Raw genomic sequence first — 20206 nt, 5'->3', positions numbered from 1 at the left:
CGCAGGAAAGACTGGGAAGCGTGCCGCCAGAACAAGGCATAGCAGGACGAGGGGAATCCGCAGCTGCGTGAGCCGCGAGTTCGTGTGCTTAATACGGGAGCGGCGGGCTCACGGGTAAAGAGGGGCGTCTTTTTGAAAGGCGCCTTTTCGGCATTTTATTTTCGTTCCCCATTTTTGGGGCTTTTGGTTTATAATAAAGGAGGAATTTTACCGAATTTTGTCGAAAAGAGGGCATCCGATGTCTCCGCCGCGCAACAAAACCGTATTTCAATGCAGCAAAATCAGCCTCGCCACCCTTTTTACAGGCCTTGTTTCACTATCCGTGCTTTTGACCGTGACCATTCTTCTTTTCGCCTCTTACCAGTCGAACAAGCAAACGCTAATCGATACGACACTCACTTTAAATCGTACGAACGCCGAGAAAATGAGCCAGACCATCGATTCTTTGTTCAAATCTATGCGGAGCAGCTTGCATTATGCTTCAGGCATCTTTTCAAATATGAACGCCATGAGCGCGGAGCAGATAAATGCCGATCTCGAATTAGTCCGTCACAGCAGCAATTATTTTAATTCCATCGCGATTGTCGATGAAACGGGAATCGTGCGAAATGTGTCCCCGGCATCGATCGGCACAGCCGGAAAAGCGATTACGACGGAAGCTTCCAAGACGGCTTTGGCATCGAAAAAGCCCTACGTCTCCCAGCCCTACGTTTCGCCGACAGGCCGCCTCATCGTGTTCATGAGCGAGCCTATATTCGATAAGGAAGGCGTATACCGGGGATATATCGGAGGCACTCTTTATCTTCAGGAGAACAACATCTTCAACTCGATCTTCGGGAGCAATCTTGCCGATGAAATAGGCTCCTACTTTTACATCGTCGGGTCCAACGGCCATTTGCTGTACCACCGCGATACAAACCGGATCGGCGAAGATATCAGCGCCAACCAGATTGTCAAAAAGCTGATCCAGGGCCAAACCGGACAAGAACAGTCGGTCAACCTGAAGGGGGAATCCTTGCTGGCGGGATATGTCAAAGTTCCGGAAAACGGCTGGGGCGTAGTCGTCGTATCGCCGATCAGCGTCATCTACGAACAGCTGAACAGTCATATCCGTTCAATTCTGCTGCATATGCTGCCTTCGTTTGCGGCATTGCTGCTCGTAGTCATATGGCTTGCGCACAAATTGGCGCGGCCTTTCGTCACCCTTGCCGACCTGGTCAGCAAAATCGGCAGAGAAAAAGTCGAGCTCCCTGCAGGGAAGCAGCACTGGAACCGGGAGGCCGACTTATTGACGCAAGCGATCGGCTACGCCTTGACAGATATTCGAAAACAGACGGATCAACTGACGCATGATGCGATGACCGATCCGTTGACCGGTTTAACTAACCGGAGAACGCTTAAGACCATTATGCATAAATGGATTGCGGAGCCGATCCCTTTTTCCGTCATTATTATGGACATCGACAGATTCAAATCGATCAACGACACGTACGGTCATCAGGCCGGTGACGAAGTGCTCAAGCATTTCGCGAATATCATCGTTTCATCCGTCCGTCCGGGCGATGTGTGCTGCCGTTACGGAGGCGAAGAATTCATTGCGCTTATCGCTCGCGCGTCCGCCGAGGAAGCTTATTTGGCAGCCGAGCGAATCCGTACCGCCCTGGAAAATAGCGACAACCTCGTCGGGCAGCCGATCACCGTGTCGCAGGGCATCGCGCATTTTTCCCAACACGCCGATTCAGCCGAAGAACTGATCCATATGGCCGACCTGGCCTTGTATAAAGCCAAAGAGTTGGGAAGAAACCGGACCATGATCGCGGAAATGAGCGTAAAATCGCCTGCTGGAGCTGACGGATCATGAGCGATCCATTTGGGAAGCATTATCGGTATGCTTTTCGCGATGTTCTATGCGCTGGCTCGTTGAAGCTGGTTGTAGTGCACGTTCCCGCAGTTCCCCAAGCTTACCGAAAAAGAACGCTCTGGCCAGAGCGTTCTTGGCTTCACCTAGCGGCAGCCAATTTGCTTTCAGTTTTAAGTGTTCATTCTATTGACAAAGGTCCTGACTCTATCGAGTTTCTTAATAAAATCGTGAGAGGGTAGATAATTGAGAATAGTTTCTTTAACGTTTGTTCGTTGTATAGGATCACAAATCTGTCTTTGATCCTCTTCATCAATACACATTCCTAGATGGATCCTTGCGCCGGTTCCCGGTTCAATATAAACCCCCTTTTCAAAAACCTTGCCACGGATGTTACTTTCATTGTGTAGTCTTGAACAAACAATGCAATAGTACATACTAAATCACCTCTTTTTAGAATTAAATTCAACGTGTGCTCTGTGTCAGATTGGGTGTCTTGATCTTGATTTCCGCTTGCGCTGCTTGATTCTGGTCATTTGCCAGTGCTGCTTGATCCTGATCGTCAGATTGGGTAACGTGATCTTGATTATCCCTTGTGCCGCTTGATTCCGGTCATCTGCCTGAGCCGCTCGGTCCTGACCGTCAGATTGGGTAACTTGAACGGTAGCCGATTGCATTTCTTTTACTTCATAGGCAATTGCTACACAACCACTAATAAGAAAGAAAAGAGATAAGCACTTCATAACTTTTTTCAACATTCGATATCCACTCCATGTCTTCTTATTTTTCCAAGTTACAACAAATGATGGTTGTTTGAAGCTCTTTTTTTGATTTCCATTTGCACCACCCAACCTATTTTTAATCCAGCATATGGTAAAATGTTGAGATGAGTGCAAGTCCGTTGAGATTGTGTTGACAAAAATGCAACTCCTGTTGATAAATATCATATGGAGAATGATGAGCACGATGCAAATCCGTTGAATATGTTGACATTATCCCTGATTATGTTTTTCCAATCGGATATTTAGATGATGCTAAAGTGTTGAGAAGAGTTTCTTTTTTTTCAACATGTATTGAAGATCATGCACATTTTTCAACACCCCGTAATACACTACGATGAATTTGAAAATTTCGTATGGGGTGTGAGTACGTACATGAGTAAATTGGAATCAGTATTGACCTCTCCGGATGTAAATCAATCCAAGTTTCGTGAAATGGTTACAAATCGCAAGAAGGGATGGAGACGTTACATTTGGCTCATTTGGGTTCTTATGGGACCAGGTTTACTTGCTGCAATTGCTAATAATGATGCAGGCGGGGTGATTTCATACACGGTAACAGGGGCGAAATTTGGCATCGGTCTATTTGTTGCCTTGGTGCTATGCCTTGCGCCTTTGACGTTTACGATTCAGGAGATGAGCATGCGCCTTGGCGCGGTAACGCAAGAAGGTTTTGCAAGATTGGCTTTGCGACGTTATGGTAAGTTTTGGGGGTACTATCACATCTCGACCCTTGCTTTTGAGAATCTGCTGACACTGATTACGGAATTCATCGGCATGACGGCAGGCCTCGCCCTCTTAGGCCTTCCTCTGTGGATCAGCTCCATCCTTTGTTTATTGCTTGTCGTTGGTTTCGTCCTCTTCACTGGATATTGGACAAAAGAGCGAATCGCTCTATTGTTGGGTGCGCTCAACGTTATCTTTTTAGTGGTGGCGGGCATGACACACCCGAGTATGGCTGCAATCAGAAATGCTTTTGCAACGTGGAATGTTCCGTTAGAATTGCAAGACGGTGTGATTTGGTTCGTGATCGCTACCATCGGCAATGCTGTCGCTCCATGGATGATCTTCTTTCAAGGAAGCGGTACGGTTGATAAAGGTGTTACGGCAAAAGAACTGCGTCTGGGCCGAATTGATACTGCATTAGGCATCATTATCCAGGTAATCATTGCAGCAGGCATCATTATCGGTGGTGCGGCACTCTTTGGCAATATACAAAATATTAGCGACGCAGGCCCGGCCGACCTGATTGGCGCATTTTCTGACGTTGCAGGCAGATGGCCGGCAATCCTTTTTGGACTCGGGTTGTTCAATGCCGGCTTCCTGGCATCCATAACCGTTTCTTTATCTTCTTCTTGGAGCATTGCGGAATTGTTTGGCTGGTCGAAAAGTCTAAATGACAAGATAACGGAGGCGCCGAAGTTTTACGCAGTCTATATCGGCAGCCTGGTCCTTGCGGCACTTGCCATCTTGATACCGAATTTGCCATTAAATCTCATCTCCATTATCACACAAATCATTGGTGGTATTCTGATGCTGCCTCTGCTTATTTTCATGGTATTGATGACGAGCGATAAGAAGTTAATGGGAGAACACATAACCAAGCTGCTTGGAAAAATATGGGGTTGGGGAATGGTTACTCTGCTTCTCGGATTGACATTAGCCTCTTTTTGGAATACTTTCTTCCAATGAAAGAAGAAAAGTTCAGAGGCTGTTGTTCGCGTAAAAATCTCCTGCTAGAGCTGACGGATCATGAGCAGTGATCAGAAAAACCTGCAAAAATGCATCTTTTTGCCCTTTAAAACGCTCGCAGCGAAATATTCCTGCAATTGTGCAGGCTTTTCGCTGCGAACGTAGGCTGAGATGCGCTCCCATCGAAAATTCCCGCACTTTCGCAGGATTTTCGTCAAAATGAACCGTTTTTTCCCTGTTAAGCCACTTTTCCGCCATCTCTTCAGCACCGAAATCCGTGCGGGAGAGGCGCAGGTAGGGGAGGAGTGGCTGGGGAGTGGCTGTGCCCCTCTGGTTGCCGTTCTAACGAGACGCGAAGAGAAATGATTTCACAGGTCGACAAGAAACTACAGACTTTTCCGAATCGGTATACTATAGTTTTTTTGAGATGCAAAAAAACGAGTGGAAGGTGCTCCCTATGACCCTTTCGGACATGCCAAACGTTTCAAGCAAAGACGAGCATATCTTAAAGACTCCGTCCATATCGCTGCCCAAGGGAGGCGGAGCCATCCGGGGGATCGGCGAGAAGTTCGCCGCGAACCCGGTCACGGCCACAGGCTCCATGAGCGTCCCTATTCCAACCAGCCCTGGCCGCGCCGGCTTCGGCCCCCAGCTTTCGCTCTCGTATGACTCCGGGGCAGGCAACGGTCCGTTTGGAATGGGGTGGAATCTGGCCTTGCCTGCAATCACGCGTAAAACGGACAAAGGGCTGCCGCGCTATCTGGATGACGAAGAATCGGATGTGTTCATCCTGTCCGGCGCCGAAGATCTTGTGCCCACGCTCCAGCAGCAGGCGGAGGGGCATTGGATACGCGAGGAAACGCAGCCAAGAACGGTAAATGGAACGATCTATTTTATTCACCGCTATCGACCACGCATCGAAGGTTTGTTCGCCCGCATCGAGCGGTGGACGAACGCCGCCAAGCCGGATGATATGTTCTGGCGCACGATCTCCAAAGACAATATCACAACATGGTACGGAAGAGACAAAAACTCGCGTATATACGACCCCACTGCCACCGACCTTAACCCTGCAAATCCCGAAAGCACTCCGCGCATATTCAGTTGGCTCATCTGTCTGAGCCATGATGACAAAGGAAACGCCGTTTCTTACCGATATAAAGCCGAAAACGCCGATCAAGTAGATCTTTCGCAAGCTCACGAGCAAAATCGCGGCGAGATGACGGCCGCGCACCGTTCCGCCAACCGCTATTTAAAGCGCATACAATACGGCAATCACGCTCCTTTTTTTCCTAAACTTGAAGCTGACCGGCCATGGCCTGAGCCGCCTGACGGCGACAGCTGGCACTTCGAAGCGGTGTTCGACTACGGCGAGCACGACCGCGAACACCCCACGCCACAGGAGGCGGGTGAGTGGGCGTCCCGGCCGGACCCGTTTTCCTCCTATCGGGCAGCATTTGAGGTGCGTACATATCGCCTGTGCCGGCGAGTGCTGATGTTCCACCATATCCCTGACGATCCGAACGGCGGGCAAAAAGGCTATAACGGCCTTGTCCGCTCGACCGATTTCACCTACGAATACGAGAAGGGTGCCGCAAGCACTCGGACGCCGTTGTTTTCCAAGCTGGTTGAGGTCTCGCAGCGCGGTTATCAGCTTACACCGAACGGGAGCTGCATCTCCCGGCAGCTCCCGCCGCTTGCGTTCGCCTATAGCGATGCCGTCATCCAGTCCGAAGTGTGCGAGCTGCGCGATGAGGACGGTTTAGTAAATTTACCGGCCGGCATCGGCATCGGCGGCGCAAGGTTTCAGTGGATTGACCTGGAAGGCGAAGGGCTAGCGGGTGTATTGACCGAGCAGGCCGGCGCATGGTTTTACAAATCCAACCTCAGCCCGATTCATGCGGTTAATCGCGATGGGCGGTTGCTCAGCGAAGCCAAGTTTGGGCCGGCGGAGCTCGTTGCGCCTAAGCCCGCCGCAGCGCTGGCCGATCGTGCGCAGTTTCTCGATCTGTCGGGCAACGGGCGGCCCGATCTGGTGCAATTCGCGGGTCCGAATCCGGGTTTTTACGAGCGGACCCCGGATGGCCGGTGGACTCCGTTCACGCCGCTGGCTGCTCTGCCGAATGTGAATTGGGACGATTCCAATCTCAAGTTTATAGACATTGACGGCGACGGCCACGCTGACATTTTGATTAGTGAACACGATGCTTTTGTGTGGTATCGCTCGCTGGGAGAGGCCGGTTTTGATTCGGCGCAGCGCGTCCACAAACCCTGGGATGAAGAAAAAGGGCCGCATATCGTCTTTGCGGACGGCGACGAGTCCATTTATTTGTCGGATATGTCCGGCGACGGCCTGACCGACATCGTCCGAATTCGCAGCAGCGGCGAAATATGCTATTGGCCGAATCTCGGCTATGGCCGTTTTGGCGCCAAAGTCACGATGGATTGCGCTCCGCAGTTTGACTATGCCGACCAATTCGACCACCGCCGTATTCGGCTAGCGGATATCGACGGCACCGGCATGACGGACCTCCTATATTTGACCAGGGAAGGCGTGCGTGTGTTTTTCAACCAATCCGGCAACAGTTGGAGCGAAGCGACGATAATTTCTTGCTTTCCGGCCCTCGATAACGCCGTTGACGTCCAGGTACTGGATCTATTGGGCAATGGCACGGCCTGTTTGGTCTGGTCCTCACCGCTGCCGGGCGATGCCCGCCGTCCGCTGCGTTACCTGGATCTGATGGGCGGGCAGAAGCCCCATTTGCTGATCCAAACGTCCAACAATCTGGGTGCGGAAACGACGATTGCGTATGCGCCCTCAACCAAGTTCTATTTGCAGGACAAGCAGGCGGGAAAGCCTTGGATCACCAAGCTGCCCTTCCCGGTGCACTGTGTGGAGAAGGTAACGGTGCACGATCGTTGGCGCAAAACCGCCTTTTCAACCGCTTACAGCTATCATCATGGTTACTTCGATGGGCCGGAGCGCGAGTTTCGCGGTTTTGGGCGCGTAGAGCAGATCGATGTGGAAGATTACGGTTCCTTCGCATCGGGGAACATAAGCAGCCCCTACATGACCGACGACCATACGCTGTTTCAACCGCCAGTCAAAACCGTGACCTGGTATCATACGGGCGATTTTCTTAACCGCAAAGCGGCTCTGGAGCGGTTTAAGGACGAATATTTTCCGAACGCGCTGAAAGCGGGGAGGCCGGGCTTGCAAGTGCCGGGCGGTTTTGCGGAAAATGAGCTGCCCGAGCCTGACCTCGAGGCATCGGACCTTACTGCGGACGAGTGGCGCGAGGCGCTGCGCGCGTGCAAAAGCATGATGCTGCGCCAGGAAGTGTACGAGCTCGATGTGGATGCGCTGAGAGACGGCAGGCACGTGCCGGTCAAGCTTTTTTCGGCTGCGTATCACAACTGCCGCATTCGCCGTATACAGCCGCAAGCGGCCAACCTCCATGCGGTTTTTCACGTTACCGAGAGCGAGGCGGTCACTTATCATTACGAACTGGATCTGCGTCCGGATTCGCTGAATCCCGATCCGCGCATCGTGCACGCGCTTCATCTGAACGTCGATGAGTACGGCAACGTCCGGCAGTCCGTCACTGCGGTGTACCCCCGCTTGGGCAAATATGCCGACGCCACGCTAAAGGAAGACGCGCAGGAGCTGATCCGGCAGCTTCAGGACGAGCTCCGGATGTCCTACACCGAGACGCGCTATACCAACGACTTGCCGGATTCCGCTAACCCCGATCCGGACAACTATCGCTTGCGCATGCCATGCGAGGTCATGATTTATGAGCTGACAGGCATACTCCGTGACGCCGATTCGGTGAATCGTCACTATACTTTGGCGGATCTGCGCGCCTATCGGTTGAGCGACAAGTATCAAAGCAGCGGCATGGCCGTAAAAGAAATCGCTTACCATCTGCAGCCTGACCGCAGTTCGCCTCAAAAACGGCTCATGGAACATACGCGCACGCTGTTTTTCGATAAAACGTTGGATAAGCCGCTGACGCTGGGCCAACTGAATGCTTTGGCATTGCCGTATGAAAGTTACAAATTGGCGCTGACGGATGACATTCTGGATCGGATCTTCGCGGACAAAATCACTCCGGATGTTCGGACCGCGCTTGCAGATCAGCGTAAAAGCGGCTGCATGGCAGGCGCCGATCTGGCTTTGCGTTTTGGGCCCGACTCTGCGGGACAATACTGGATGTGTTCCGGCGTTGCCGGTTTTAACGCGGACGCGGCACCGGCAGCTCATTTTTATTTGCCCGAACGGTATACGGACCCTTTTGGCAGCCTGACTGCACTGGCTTACGACCCGCACGGTCTCTACATCGCGTCCTGCACCGATGCGCTCGGCAACCGCACCGAGGTGACGGAGTTCGATTTTCATGCGCTGGCTCCGCGTCAAATCAAAGATATGAACGACAATTTGCTGGAAGCGCGATTCGATGCGCTGGGCAGGCCAACCGCCGCCGCCATGCTCGGTAAAGGTACGGAAGCCGACAGCCTCAGCGGCTTTGATCCTGGCGAGGCGCTGCTGAATCCGAATCCGGATGCGCTGCAAAAGTTTTTCATCCTGGAGGACTATGATGCGGCCGAGGCCAAAAGCTGGCTAAGCGGAGCCAGCATAAGGTATCTGTATTATTCGGGCGAAACCGCGGATGAAGCGGGCGGCACAGTGTGGGGGCAGCATCCCGCATGCGCTTGCAGCATCGAGCGGGAGCGGCACTTGGCCGACGAAGCGGATAGCCCGGTACGGTGCGCTTTTGAGTATTCGGACGGGGCGGGCAGCGTGCTCGTGAAGAAGACGCAGGCCGAGCCGGAGCAGGCCGGGGGGCCTTTGCGATGGATTGCGAGCGGCAAAGTCATCCTGAACAACAAGGGCAAACCGGTCAAGCAGTATGAGCCGTATTTCAGTCCGGCGGCAGCCGGGCATCGCTGCGAAGAACCGGTTGAAGCAGGCGTAACGCCGGTCATGTTTTATGACGCGGTCGGGCGGATCGGGCGCACCGAGTCGCCGGACGGATCGTACAGCCGGGTCGATTTTTCGGCGTGGGATGCGGTGCACTACGATGCGAACGATACGGTGCTGGAAGCGGACAATGCCTGGTTTAAAGCAAAAAGCGCGCCGACGGCATCGGCGGAAGACCGGCGCGCGGCCCGGCTTGCTGCGGAACATGCGGACACGCCGTCGGTGACGGTGCTCGACAGCCTCGGGCGCGAAGTCGTCACGATCGCTCACAACCGCGTAGGACCCGCTGACTCGGCGGCGGACGAGCGGTATGTTACGTTCACCCGGCTCGATGCGGAGGGCAAGCCGCTGTGGGTGCAAGATTCACGCGGCAACCGCGTGATGCAGTACATCATGCCGCCGCTGCCGGAAGGCGGTCATCCGTTCGACGATGCCGGCAATTTGGCGCCGGGCGGGTTTGTACCCTGTTACGACATCGCAGGGAATTTGCTTTTTCAGCACAGCATGGACGCCGGCGACCGCTGGATGTTGAACGACGCGGCAGGCAAGCCGATGTTCGCCTGGAACAGCCGCTCGTTCGCGACGAGGATAACCTACGATGAGCTGCGTCGTCCGACCGGCTCTTTCGTCACCGGCGTTCATCCGGCCGATCCTGCGCGCGAGATTCAATTCGAGAAGCTGATTTATGGCGAAGGGCAGGCTGACGGCAAGCAGTACAATCTCCGCGGCAAATTGTATCAGCATATGGACACCGCGGGCATCGCGACCAGCGAAGCTTACGACTTCAAGGGCAACCCGATGCGCACGATACGCCAACTGGCGGCCGATTACAAGGCCGTTCCCGACTGGTCGCAAATTCCGGCTCTGGAAGATGAGCGCTATGCCGCCGGTATCTGTTACGACGCGCTGAACCGGCCGGTCCAAATCGTCGCACCCCATAACTTGGCGAATCATTCGCAGCGCATCACGGTCACCCAACCTGTCTACAACGAAGCCGGTTTGTTGGAGCGGGTGGATGTGTGGCTCAGCCAATCCGCCGTACCGGCGGCGCTGCTTGCTGCCGATTCGGCAAGCCGGCATGTGGCGAGCCGTATTGATTACAACGCCAAAGGGCAGCGTTTGCTGCTGCAATACGCCAATGGAGCGGAAACGTCGTACGATTACGATCCGTACACTTTTCGGCTGAACCGGTCGAAAACTGCGCGGGCAAGCGACGGGGCGGTGCTGCAAGACTTGCGCTACACGTACGATCCGGCGGGCAATATTACCCAAATCGTCGACGAAGCTCAGGATCACGTGTTTTACAGCAATCAACAAGTGCTGCCGGGCGCGGAATATCGCTATGATGCGCTGTATCGTCTGATCGCGGCCAGCGGGCGCGAGCACAAGGGCACAGGCGAGCCGTATGACGGGAACGACCGTCCGAGATATATGACGACCTTGCCAAATGACGGTCAGGCGCTCCGGAACTATGTCGAGACGTATCGCTACGACGAGGTTGGCAATATCATGCAGCTGGTGCATCATGCCGGCCGCAATCCGGAGCAGCCGGGTCAGGCGCTTTGGGACCGGCGCTATCAATACGCGATGGACAGCAATCGTTTGCTGGCCACGAGTTTGCCCGGCGATCCCGACGCTTTGCCGGATTATGCCGCCGCACCCGGTTACAGCGTGAGCTACGCGTACGATGTGCACGGCAATATGACAGCGATGCCGCACTTGCCGCAGATGAAATGGGATTTCAAAGACCAATTACTCGCAGCTGCGGGGACGGTTATAAATAGCAGCCCGCCGCCGGACACTGTTCCTGCGACGACATACTATGTGTACGATGCGGCAGGACAACGCGTGCGCAAAGTGACCGAAACCCAGTCGGGGGCAATCGGTACGCAGCGCATTTATCTCGGCGGATATGAGGTGTATCGCGAATACGGAAGCGGCAGAGCAGTCGCAATGGAGCGCGAATCACTGCACGTGATGGACGACAAGCAGCTTGTGGCGCTGGTGGAGACGCAGACGATCCGGGAGCAAACACCGGTCGTTGATCCTCCGCCGATTGTGCGCTATCAACTGGGCAACCACCTCGGTTCGGTCAGCCTGGAACTGGACGATAACGCTGCGGTGATCACGTATGAGGAATATACGCCATATGGCAGCACAGCTTATTGCGCCGGACGCAGCGCCGCCGAAGTGAGCCTGAAGCGATACCGCTATACGGGCAAAGAGCGCGATGAGGAGACGGGGTTCACCTATCACGGGGCGCGGTATTACGCGCCGTGGCTGGGGAGGTGGTGCAGCTGCGATCCGGCGGGACTGGCGGATGGGCCTAATTTGTATGCATATACAAATAATAGGCCTACTGTATTGTCTGATCTGCAAGGATACGAAGGAGAGCCCCCGGACGACCAGGTCGAGGAAAAGCCGGGTAAATACGCACAGGAATTTGCCCGAAATGCTGCTGAACAAAATAAAAAATTTAACGACAGAGTAAAAGCGATAGATGCCATTAAGAAAAATGCGGCAGCGATCCTGGATTCTGCAACCGGATCGGACGCCGCCGTAAGTTTAGACCCGTCCGTCCGTTCGCAATTAGAATCGCTCAAGAAATTAACTTATACAGACAAGCAATGGAGGGGCACTGAGCTGCAAGAATTGAATATTCTCCAGCCATTGGCGGTCCTCGCGGCAAAAGCTAAGGATTATCAGAAGAAAGATCAGCTGATTACTTTTTCCATCGATAGTTTATTCAGAAGCGGTCAAGGGCTGCATGGTTCTCTTCTTGCAGTTGATATTAGCAGATATGCCGGACACTTTATTAGTCAAGGCAGCGAAAATGCATGGAAGGAAACACAAAAGGCGTTAATTAAATTAATAGGCGATTTGCCCGCCGGAGAATATGCTTTTGGGCTGCCGCGGAATCCCGCGACCTTTTTGGATAACCCTAAAATCGAGAGCGATTCAAAGCATAAAGCTTTTGAGAATGATTACAACAGCTCCTTGTCCTCCAGCGAACAGGCAACGCCTGCTGTCATTGAGCCAAACGGCAAAATTAAAAATTTGACGCCTTCGCCTTACAGACCGGAGGGCGGCCAAAGTATTCTTCCGCGAGTTTACAAGGATTATAAAGGAACCATTCATACAACGGGAGACGCGGGTTTCAGCCGGATCGTGAATCCTGCGGCCAAAAAGGAATTAGAAACTGCAAGAGATGAAGCTGCTAAACGAAGCGTCTTTATTCAAGCGTTATTCATCGATCAGTTTTTCCATATTCACTTATCAACCGGCAGAGGTGCAAGCTTCAATAGATGGTAAATACGCAGCAATCGAAGGAGAACATGATTTTACGAGGAGGATCATCATGAACCCAATCATCTTCCCCCTGCAACCGGGAAAACAAGGCCCTGAAGTGGCCGATTTGCAAGATGCGCTGCAATGGATGCTCGACCGGGGCAAAATTTTGCCCGGCGATGAGGCGGTCCGCCGGGAGCTTGGCGCCGAGCTGCAGCGCGAACGCGCCGCGCAAGTCTATAAGGATGCCACCCGTAAACTGGTCAGCATCTTTCAGGAGGAGCGGCGCATGGAAGGCGGGGGTGCGGTCGACGAACGGACCGCCGGCGCGATCAACGCCATGCTGCGCGAGTCCGGATTGCTCGGCGACGGCGGCTGGGCGCAAGTAGTCGAGGCGCTGAATGCGCAGAGCCAAACGTTAACCGCTATTAACCGCGGTACGGATTATTTGGCGAAGATCGACGAGAAGCTCGGCACATGCGGCCAAACGCCGGCGCCGGCGCCGACGCTTTCGTTGGGCATGCGCGGCGAAGCCGTAAAAGACTTGCATGCGCAGTTGGCCCGCGCAGGCGCTATTTTGCCGGAGAGCGAGCTGGCGGAGAGCATCTTCGGCGTAGGGACTCGCGATGCGCTGCTGCAGCTGCAAGCGAAATACGATCTTGCCCGCACCGGGGCGTTTGACGACGCAACGCGCAGCGCTCTTGCCATCACTTCGGGCAATGCCGCCCATCCCAGACGGGTCGAAGGCCGTATCGTCCTGGATAACGGGCTGCCGGGCGCGAAAATCAAGCTGCGTATCGTCAACAAAGGCTTCGGCGAAGATGAGGCGCTGCTGGGCGAGATTGAGACTGACGAGCGCGGGTTTTATGCGCTGCCGTACGAGATAAACGGAGCGGCAGCCAATATCGAGGTGCGTACGTGGGATAGGCAAGACAACGAGGTGCGCCTCTCCAATCCTAAATTTAATGCCGACCGAAGCGAAGTGCTGAACCTCGTCGCGCCGTCCGCGGTCAAATCCCTGGCCAACGAATTTTCGCTGCTGGCGACCGATTTGGAAACGTTCGCGGGTGCGGACTTGAGCAAGCTCGCCCAAGCTGCGGAGGGCGAAGACCGGCAGGATTTGACCATGCTGTATCAATCCACGGATTGGGATGCCCGCTTGATCGCCAGAGCTTCCTCGGCCGTCCAAATGAACGCCATAACAGGCATTCCGCAAGAAGCGCTGTATGGCGCTTTTCGCGCCGGATTGCCCGACGATCCGGAAGCGTTAGCATTGGTGAGCCCGGATGCGTTCGCGACGGCATTGACCCGCGCCAATGAGGCGGGCGTCATTGCCTTCGACAATGAGCGGCTGGCTGCAGCCGGCAAACAGTTCGCGGACTATGCCCTGAGAACGAGGCGCAATCTGATCGTCCCCGGCACGTTGTCCAGCGTGGGAGAGCTGCTGGACCGGGCGCGCATCGAGCCGGCGCATAAAGCGGTTTTTGAAAAGCTGGTGCTTATGCACGACGGAGAAGACGAGGACCTCTGGAAGGAAGCCAAGACGAGCGGAATCCCGGGCGAACAAATCGCCGATCTGCAGCTGCAGGGGAAATTGGCTTACTTGACATTGAACAACGCGCCGCTGATCGAGTCCTTGCAAAATGAGATCGGCTCGCAGGACAATTTGGTGCAATTGGCCGAGAAAGATTTGTACAAAAAAGAAGCATGGATCACCCGGCTCAAGGGCTTGGCGACCGATAGCGGCGTTCTGGATTGGGATCGGTTAGCGAAGCTGATTCCGACAGGCTATACCCAAAGCGAAGCCGCTGACCGCCTTGATGCGTATGCAAGCGACATGGCGCACAAAGTACGGCAAAGTTACCCCACCCAAGTCATCGGCCGGATGTTGGAAAATGAAGACCTCACGCTTGGCGCGCAGCGTGAAGCGATGAACTTGCCGGTGCAATCGTTTTTGAAACGTGCTGCGAATAAAGGGTTTCAACTTGGGCAAACGCCGGTGGATTCGTTTTTGAAGCAGCATGGAGATGTGTTGGAAGGTCTCTCCGAGGAAAACAAACAATTTGCCGTGGACGGCGCCAAGCTGTTGACCCGGGTTTATCAGATGACCCCCGGCGACGAAACGATGGCGAAGCTGCTCACGCTCGGTTTTACGTCGGCCAGCCAGATCGCCTCCATTCCGAAAGCGGATTTTGTAAGAATATACGGGGAGGAGTTCGCCACGCGCACAGAAACGGAAGTCGTCTGGGATAAAAGCATGCAAATTTATTCCTCCACGTTCAACATCTATACGCTGGCGAAAAAAATAGACAGCACCCCGCCGGTGATGGCGCTTTCCGGCACTATCGAACGGCATCAAAAAACGAAAGAAGATTTGAAAATGCTGCTTAAAGAGTATCCGTCGATGGAATCGCTTTTCGGTTCCATGGATTACTGCGAATGCGAGCATTGCCGCTCGGTGCTGAGCCCGGCCGCATATATGGTCGATTTGCTGCGTTTTATCGATCCGGCGGAACAAGACTGGGAACATATAATGAAGGACTGGAAAGAGAGGCACAATCAGCGGGAGTACACAGGGCCCGAATATAACTTCCTCAAACCGTATGACGCGCTCCTTCTCCGCCGCCCGGATTTGCCGCATCTGCCGTTGACCTGCGAAAATACGAACACGGCGCTGCCTTACATCGATCTTGTGAACGAAATTTTGGAATATTACGTCGCCCATCATCGCATGGACGAAAACGCCGTGTACGATACGGGCGAAGCCCCGTCGGCCGAGCTAATCGCCGAACCGCACCATATCATCCCTCAGGTATACGATACGTTAAAAAACGCGGTATATCCTCTAACTTTGCCGTTTGATTTGTGGTTGGAAACCGTTCGCCGTTTCTGCGACTATTTTGACATGCCGTTCTGGAAAGTGCTGGACTCGTTCCGGACCGGCGATGATGTTTTCGCACCGATCGATTCGGGTGCGGAAGCCTATTACCGCGAGCATGTTTTTGCGGAGTATCTCGGCATTTCCCCTAACGAATACGACATTTACACGACACCCAGGATTGCGGAATGGCCGAAGCTATACGGCTATGACAAAGAAAACGACACCGCCGAAGCAGCGATCGAGGCGTTATTATCGGCCAAAACGCTTTCGCATCGGTTAGGCGTGACTTACAAAGAACTCGTCCGGTTGTTGGAGACGGAATTCGTAAATCCGCAGCTGAGCGCTTTGGAAACGCTGCGTAAGCTCGGTTTGGAAGTAAGCCAGGTGTTCAGCTACAAAAAACACGAAGGTTACGAACCGCTCTCCCCGGAAGATGAGGCTGAATTGAAGAAGAGGCTTGATTTGCTGACCGGGCAGTTCCAGCCGCAATTCGATGCCGCAAGTTGGCTGAATAGTGCGTGGGACGATGGCAAATTCGAGCGCATTTTGCTGCTCAAGGACTCGGGATCGGGAGGCAATTTCGACGATACGAAGTTAAGCTATGCGAATCCGAATGAAGTCGTAAAGCCGATAGATTTGATGAAGCTGAATATGTTCGTTCGGCTATGGAAACGGCTCGGCTGGTCGATCGAGGAGACGGATCGCACTCTGAAAGCTTTCTTTTTCTTGCCCGACAACGAGGTCGTAAGCGACCAATCGTTAGGAAATGCGATGAGGACGGCAGTCGTCCATCTTGCCCAGCTCAAAGAGCTCGAAGCGCTTATCGGCGTTGGCAAAATCAAGCTTCTGACGCTGTGGGGCGACTTGCCGGTCAAGGGCAAAAACTCGTTGTATGCGCAATTATTTTTAACGCGCAGCATTCTGAAAGACGACGATGTTTTCGACGATCCATCAGGACATTACCTTGGCGGCTCCAATGTGCCGCTTATCGATCACCTGCCTGCTCTGCAAGCTGCGCTGAATCTAACCGCCGGCGAGATTGCGCAAATTTTGCAGGACGGCAATGTTGGCGGCGAGGGCGATGTCGGCAATGCGGCGCTCACGCTCGCCAATGTTTCCTTGTTATACCGTTACGGGCTTTTGGCGAAAGCATTAAAGTTGTCCATAGGCGAATTGATTGCATTGAAAACGTTAAGCGGCGTGAACCCGTTTGTCCGTATAAGCGCGGATGTGCGGAACGAATACCCGATCATGCATACGATTGAATTCGTGCAGCGCGCACAGCAGTTAAAAACGAGTGCATTCTCGATTCCGGATCTCGAGTACGTATTCCGGCACAAAGCCGATCCCCTCAGCAAATACGGGGCGGACAAAGGCGCCAACGGGGCATGGCTCAGAACTTTGGCAGCGGAACTGCGGACGATTGCCGGCGATTTTGCCGTGCCTGGCGGCGGGAACGACATAAGCGATGATGTGCTGCGGCAAAAGTTGGCCATGGCGTTTGCGCCCGATGTCGTGGAGACGCTGCTGGATAAAGTCGTATTTACCGCAACAAAGGAAAACGTACTTCCGGAGAATCGTCTCGACCCAGCGGTATTCGGTCAAAATGGAGTAACCGTCTCTTATGACGATACGCGCGAGCTGCAAAAAGCAGCATATACAGGCGTGCTAACCGCAGCGGCGAAAAAAGCGCTCTTGGACCAATTGCCGCAACCGGCGCCTGATGATCGGGCCGCCACCGCCGCACATGCATTGTTTGCGGAGCTGCTCGATAACATCGCGACGAAATCGATAGACCAATACAAGGCGTTCTTTGACCAGCATTTTGATGACGCGCTGTTAAAGTTTGACGATTTTTTTGGCGGGGAAGCGGTTGTTACGCGGGAAGAGAGACGCAGCGGGTTAGTGAAAAAGATTTTGCCGTTCTTGCAAGCGAAGCTGACGCATCAGGCTATCATCCGGGCTTTGGCGCTGCAAACCGGCGCCGATCCGGTGCTCGTCGAAACCTTGACGGCTAACAGCGAGTTTCTCGCTTTGCCCGATTCGGGCAACGAGCCGCTTGTAGCGCGGTTTGAAGAGCTCGGTGCGAGCGGATTCTCCGCGAATTTCACGCCGTCCGCTCCCGGGCAGCCGCACATTGACGGCCTGTTCGAAATCCGGGCAGCCGACAAATGCACAGAAGCCCGGTGGCAGGGCGCTATCGAAGTTCCTTCGGACGGCGCTTACCGGTTCTACGCCATATTGGGTAAGAAAGGCGCAGCGGTCGAAATGCGATTCGACACGGCCGATGAACCGATTTTGTCCGGAACGGCGGAAAAAGACGGCGCTGAGCTAAGCGGCTTTGTTGACTTGAAGTCAGGTGTGCTATACAGAGTGACGCTGCAAGCAAGCAGCTTGCAAGAAGGAGCGTTTCGATTGCGAATCAAAGGGGAGACGACGGCCAAAGTGCCCCTCAACCAGCTCGTGGCTATGATTCCTCAAACCGGGCTGGACGGGGCATTGCGCTCGCAAACTATGCTGGCCAAAGCGCTGCAGCTTGCGCAAGGGCTTAACCTCAGCGAGCGGGAGGTTCGTCATATGTTGTCCCACCCGTCGGATTGCGGGAGCGTGGACTGGCGATTGCTGCCGACGCAGGCCGATGAGAGCGCTGATTCTGCCGCCATGCTTTTCGCCGGATTAATGGGGTTGCTGGATTACGATGCGCTCAAGCAGGAGATGGCCGGCGGGGGCGACGACCTGATTGCCGTTTTCGAGGCCGCGCATCGTTCAACGGCGGATATTGCCGCGGGCATACAGGATTTGTGCCAAAAAATAGCGGATATGACGCGGCGGAGGCTTGACGCAGTTCAAGCGGCAGCGGCCATGTTGAAGATGACGGAAGCCGCCGATTTTGCCGGCGTCGTACGTTTGAAAAGTTTGTGGCATGCTCTGCAAATATTGGAGCGGTTCGGCGTGTCGGCCGCAGCGTTGAAGCGATGGCTGACCCCGCGTCCGGACGCGCCCGTCGCCATGAATGTGCGCAATGCGGTCAAGGCCCGCTTTGAACCGGAGGCTTGGCAGCGTATCGCCAAATCCGTCTTTGATCCTTTGCGGCAGCGGCAGCGGGATGCGCTCGTCGCGCGCATCATGCATATGAACGAAGAGCTGGACAGCGTGGAGAAGCTGTTCGAATATTTTCTGATCGATCCCGGTACCGAACCTGTCGTACAAACTTCCCGTCTGCGACTGGCGATCTCTTCGCTGCAAACGTTCATTCAACGCTGCTTTTTGAATTTGGAGAAGCAAGTGCATCCTTCCGTACTGAACGCGCAGCACTGGAGCTGGATGAAACGCTATCGGGTGTGGGAGGCGAACCGCAAAATATTTCTGTTTCCCGAAAATTGGCTGGAGACGGAATGGCGCGATGACAAAACGCATTTATTCCAGGAACTGGAGAGTAGTTTGCTGCAGGGCGATGTGACCAATCAGCTCGCCGAGGATGCGCTGTACGTATACCTGCAAAAGCTGGACCAATTGGCGCGGCTGGAAATCGTGACGATGTATGCCGAAGAGAAGCCGCTCGGCCCGCCGGTCATGCATGTCATCGGGCGCACTTATTTGTCGCCGCATCAATATTTTTACCGCCGCTACGCCCATCAGATGTGGACTCCGTGGGAGCCCGTGACGGCCGAAATAGACGGAGATCATCTCGTAGCGGTCATGTGGCGCGAGCGACTGCATTTATTTTGGTTGACGTTCATGGAGAAAATGGAAGAAACAGGGAAGGGGCCGCAGGTGCCGGAACAAGGTGCACTAGGTGGCTTGCATTTCGACAAACTGGTCACGGCGGCGACGGCGATTTCGCAGGGGGTGACGGCTCGAAAGCTGTCCATCCAGCTGAATTGGTCCGAATACTTTCAAGGCAGTTGGACCGTGCGCGAATCGAGCGGGCTTGACTATACCGTTTCTTTATCCTCGCCGTTCGACCCAAGCCAAATATTTATGACTGCGTCTAAGGAAAAGAATCCGGATTCGGATTTGGAAGGCGCCATCCGGATCCATTTGAATGCGGACAAGCTCAACTTGAAATTATACTTCCGCGTCATTAGCAAAAACAGCCTCCCCCAGCTTAAAGGAGAACCAAGAATGCCCGGTCCGGTTTCCCCTTATGCCAAAGAGAAGCTGTATAACCGCTATACGGGAACGGGTTCTTTGGCGGTAACGTACGTGCAAAAAATGGAAACGACGGATGGCGTCACAAAAGCCGATCCGCCTGCACCGCAACCCATTTTGTCGAACATCGGCGATTATACGCTGCTGCCGAGCGGCAACCGCATGGCTTTTCCCAATGCGGAGTTCGTGCCGCTCATTAGCCCGGTGTTTTATGCCGACGACCTGCATACTTTTTTTGTCGAGCCTTCGCTGACGGAGACAAGAATCGACTTGTGGCAAGGTTACAGCCATACCCGAAAATCGCAGCGTCCCAAGTGGAAGGACTTTATCGAGCACCCGCCGCAACAGCTCGTACCGATCATTCCGCCCAAATACAAGCTGCCTGCTCTGATTGACCCGACGGCGCTGCATGCGATCAAGCCGAACCGGGATATGCTCGCCCAGCCCGACACTGCGGTTATGTTCGGCAGTACGGTCGTAGGACGCGCAGGCCGGCTGCAAAATCCCGATCCGAATACCCGCATCATCACCAGTGTTAACGGTAGCTTTAATTTGAGAAGGTAAAGGAGCAG

General features: G+C 54.1%; 7 protein-coding genes and 1 pseudogene. 5 read left to right on the top strand and 3 right to left on the bottom strand.

Annotated features, from left to right (window positions below; translation table 11 throughout):
• Window positions 1–238: 238 nt before the first annotated feature.
• A complete protein-coding gene (locus tag AC3G2T_RS23915; protein WP_488437154.1) occupies window positions 239–1861 on the top strand; it encodes a sensor domain-containing diguanylate cyclase in 1623 nt (540 codons plus the stop codon).
• Window positions 1862–2031: 170 nt separating this feature from the next.
• Here AC3G2T_RS23915 and AC3G2T_RS23910 read toward each other — a convergent pair whose 3' ends face one another.
• Together AC3G2T_RS23910 and AC3G2T_RS23905 are read right to left on the bottom strand one after the other, a co-directional pair.
• Window positions 2032–2295 (bottom strand): DUF3973 domain-containing protein, encoded by a 264-nt coding sequence (locus AC3G2T_RS23910; RefSeq protein WP_474680932.1) that lies wholly within the window; start codon window positions 2293–2295, stop codon window positions 2032–2034.
• A 45-nt stretch (window positions 2296–2340) separates the two neighbouring features.
• Window positions 2341–2616, bottom strand: a complete 276-nt coding sequence (locus AC3G2T_RS23905) for a hypothetical protein (protein ID WP_474680933.1) — start codon at window positions 2614–2616, stop codon at window positions 2341–2343.
• Between the two features lie 227 nt (window positions 2617–2843).
• On the opposite strand from AC3G2T_RS23905, the pseudogene AC3G2T_RS23900 reads away from it, so the two are divergent.
• Window positions 2844–2978: pseudogene (locus AC3G2T_RS23900) on the top strand (DUF1232 domain-containing protein); the annotation flags it as partial.
• A gap of 34 nt (window positions 2979–3012) precedes the next feature.
• Window positions 3013–4329, top strand: coding sequence for an NRAMP family divalent metal transporter (locus tag AC3G2T_RS23895; protein WP_474680934.1), 1317 nt, complete (start codon window positions 3013–3015; stop codon window positions 4327–4329).
• A gap of 12 nt (window positions 4330–4341) precedes the next feature.
• Here the strand turns inward: AC3G2T_RS23895 and AC3G2T_RS23890 are convergent, their stop codons facing one another.
• Window positions 4342–4587, bottom strand: a complete 246-nt coding sequence (locus AC3G2T_RS23890; RefSeq protein ID WP_474680935.1) for a hypothetical protein — start codon at window positions 4585–4587, stop codon at window positions 4342–4344.
• Window positions 4588–4786: 199 nt separating this feature from the next.
• On the opposite strand from AC3G2T_RS23890, the gene AC3G2T_RS23885 reads away from it, so the two are divergent.
• Window positions 4787–12625, top strand: a complete 7839-nt coding sequence (locus AC3G2T_RS23885; protein WP_488437140.1) for a SpvB/TcaC N-terminal domain-containing protein — start codon at window positions 4787–4789, stop codon at window positions 12623–12625.
• 46 nt (window positions 12626–12671) lie between these two features.
• The gene (locus AC3G2T_RS23880) at window positions 12672–20198 is read left to right on the top strand and encodes a neuraminidase-like domain-containing protein (RefSeq protein ID WP_488437139.1); all 7527 of its coding nucleotides are present in this window, start codon (window positions 12672–12674) and stop codon (window positions 20196–20198) included.
• Window positions 20199–20206 lie beyond the last annotated feature (8 nt).

Source organism: Paenibacillus sp. sgz302191, assembly GCF_057749925.1.
Note: the sequence above shows the minus strand (reverse complement) of the source record. Positions and strands in the feature narration are given on the sequence as shown.

What these genes read in the sequence shown, in the direction of transcription:
- AC3G2T_RS23885 (WP_488437140.1), top strand. Translation starts at nt 4,787, where the DNA reads ATGACCCTTTCGGACATGCCAAACGTTTCAAGCAAAGACGAGCATATC.
- AC3G2T_RS23895 (WP_474680934.1), top strand. Translation starts at nt 3,013, where the DNA reads ATGAGTAAATTGGAATCAGTATTGACCTCTCCGGATGTAAATCAATCC.
- AC3G2T_RS23910 (WP_474680932.1), bottom strand. Translation starts at nt 2,295, where the DNA reads ATGTACTATTGCATTGTTTGTTCAAGACTACACAATGAAAGTAACATC.
- AC3G2T_RS23890 (WP_474680935.1), bottom strand. Translation starts at nt 4,587, where the DNA reads ATGGCGGAAAAGTGGCTTAACAGGGAAAAAACGGTTCATTTTGACGAA.
- AC3G2T_RS23915 (WP_488437154.1), top strand. Translation starts at nt 239, where the DNA reads ATGTCTCCGCCGCGCAACAAAACCGTATTTCAATGCAGCAAAATCAGC.
- AC3G2T_RS23905 (WP_474680933.1), bottom strand. Translation starts at nt 2,616, where the DNA reads ATGTTGAAAAAAGTTATGAAGTGCTTATCTCTTTTCTTTCTTATTAGT.
- AC3G2T_RS23880 (WP_488437139.1), top strand. Translation starts at nt 12,672, where the DNA reads ATGAACCCAATCATCTTCCCCCTGCAACCGGGAAAACAAGGCCCTGAA.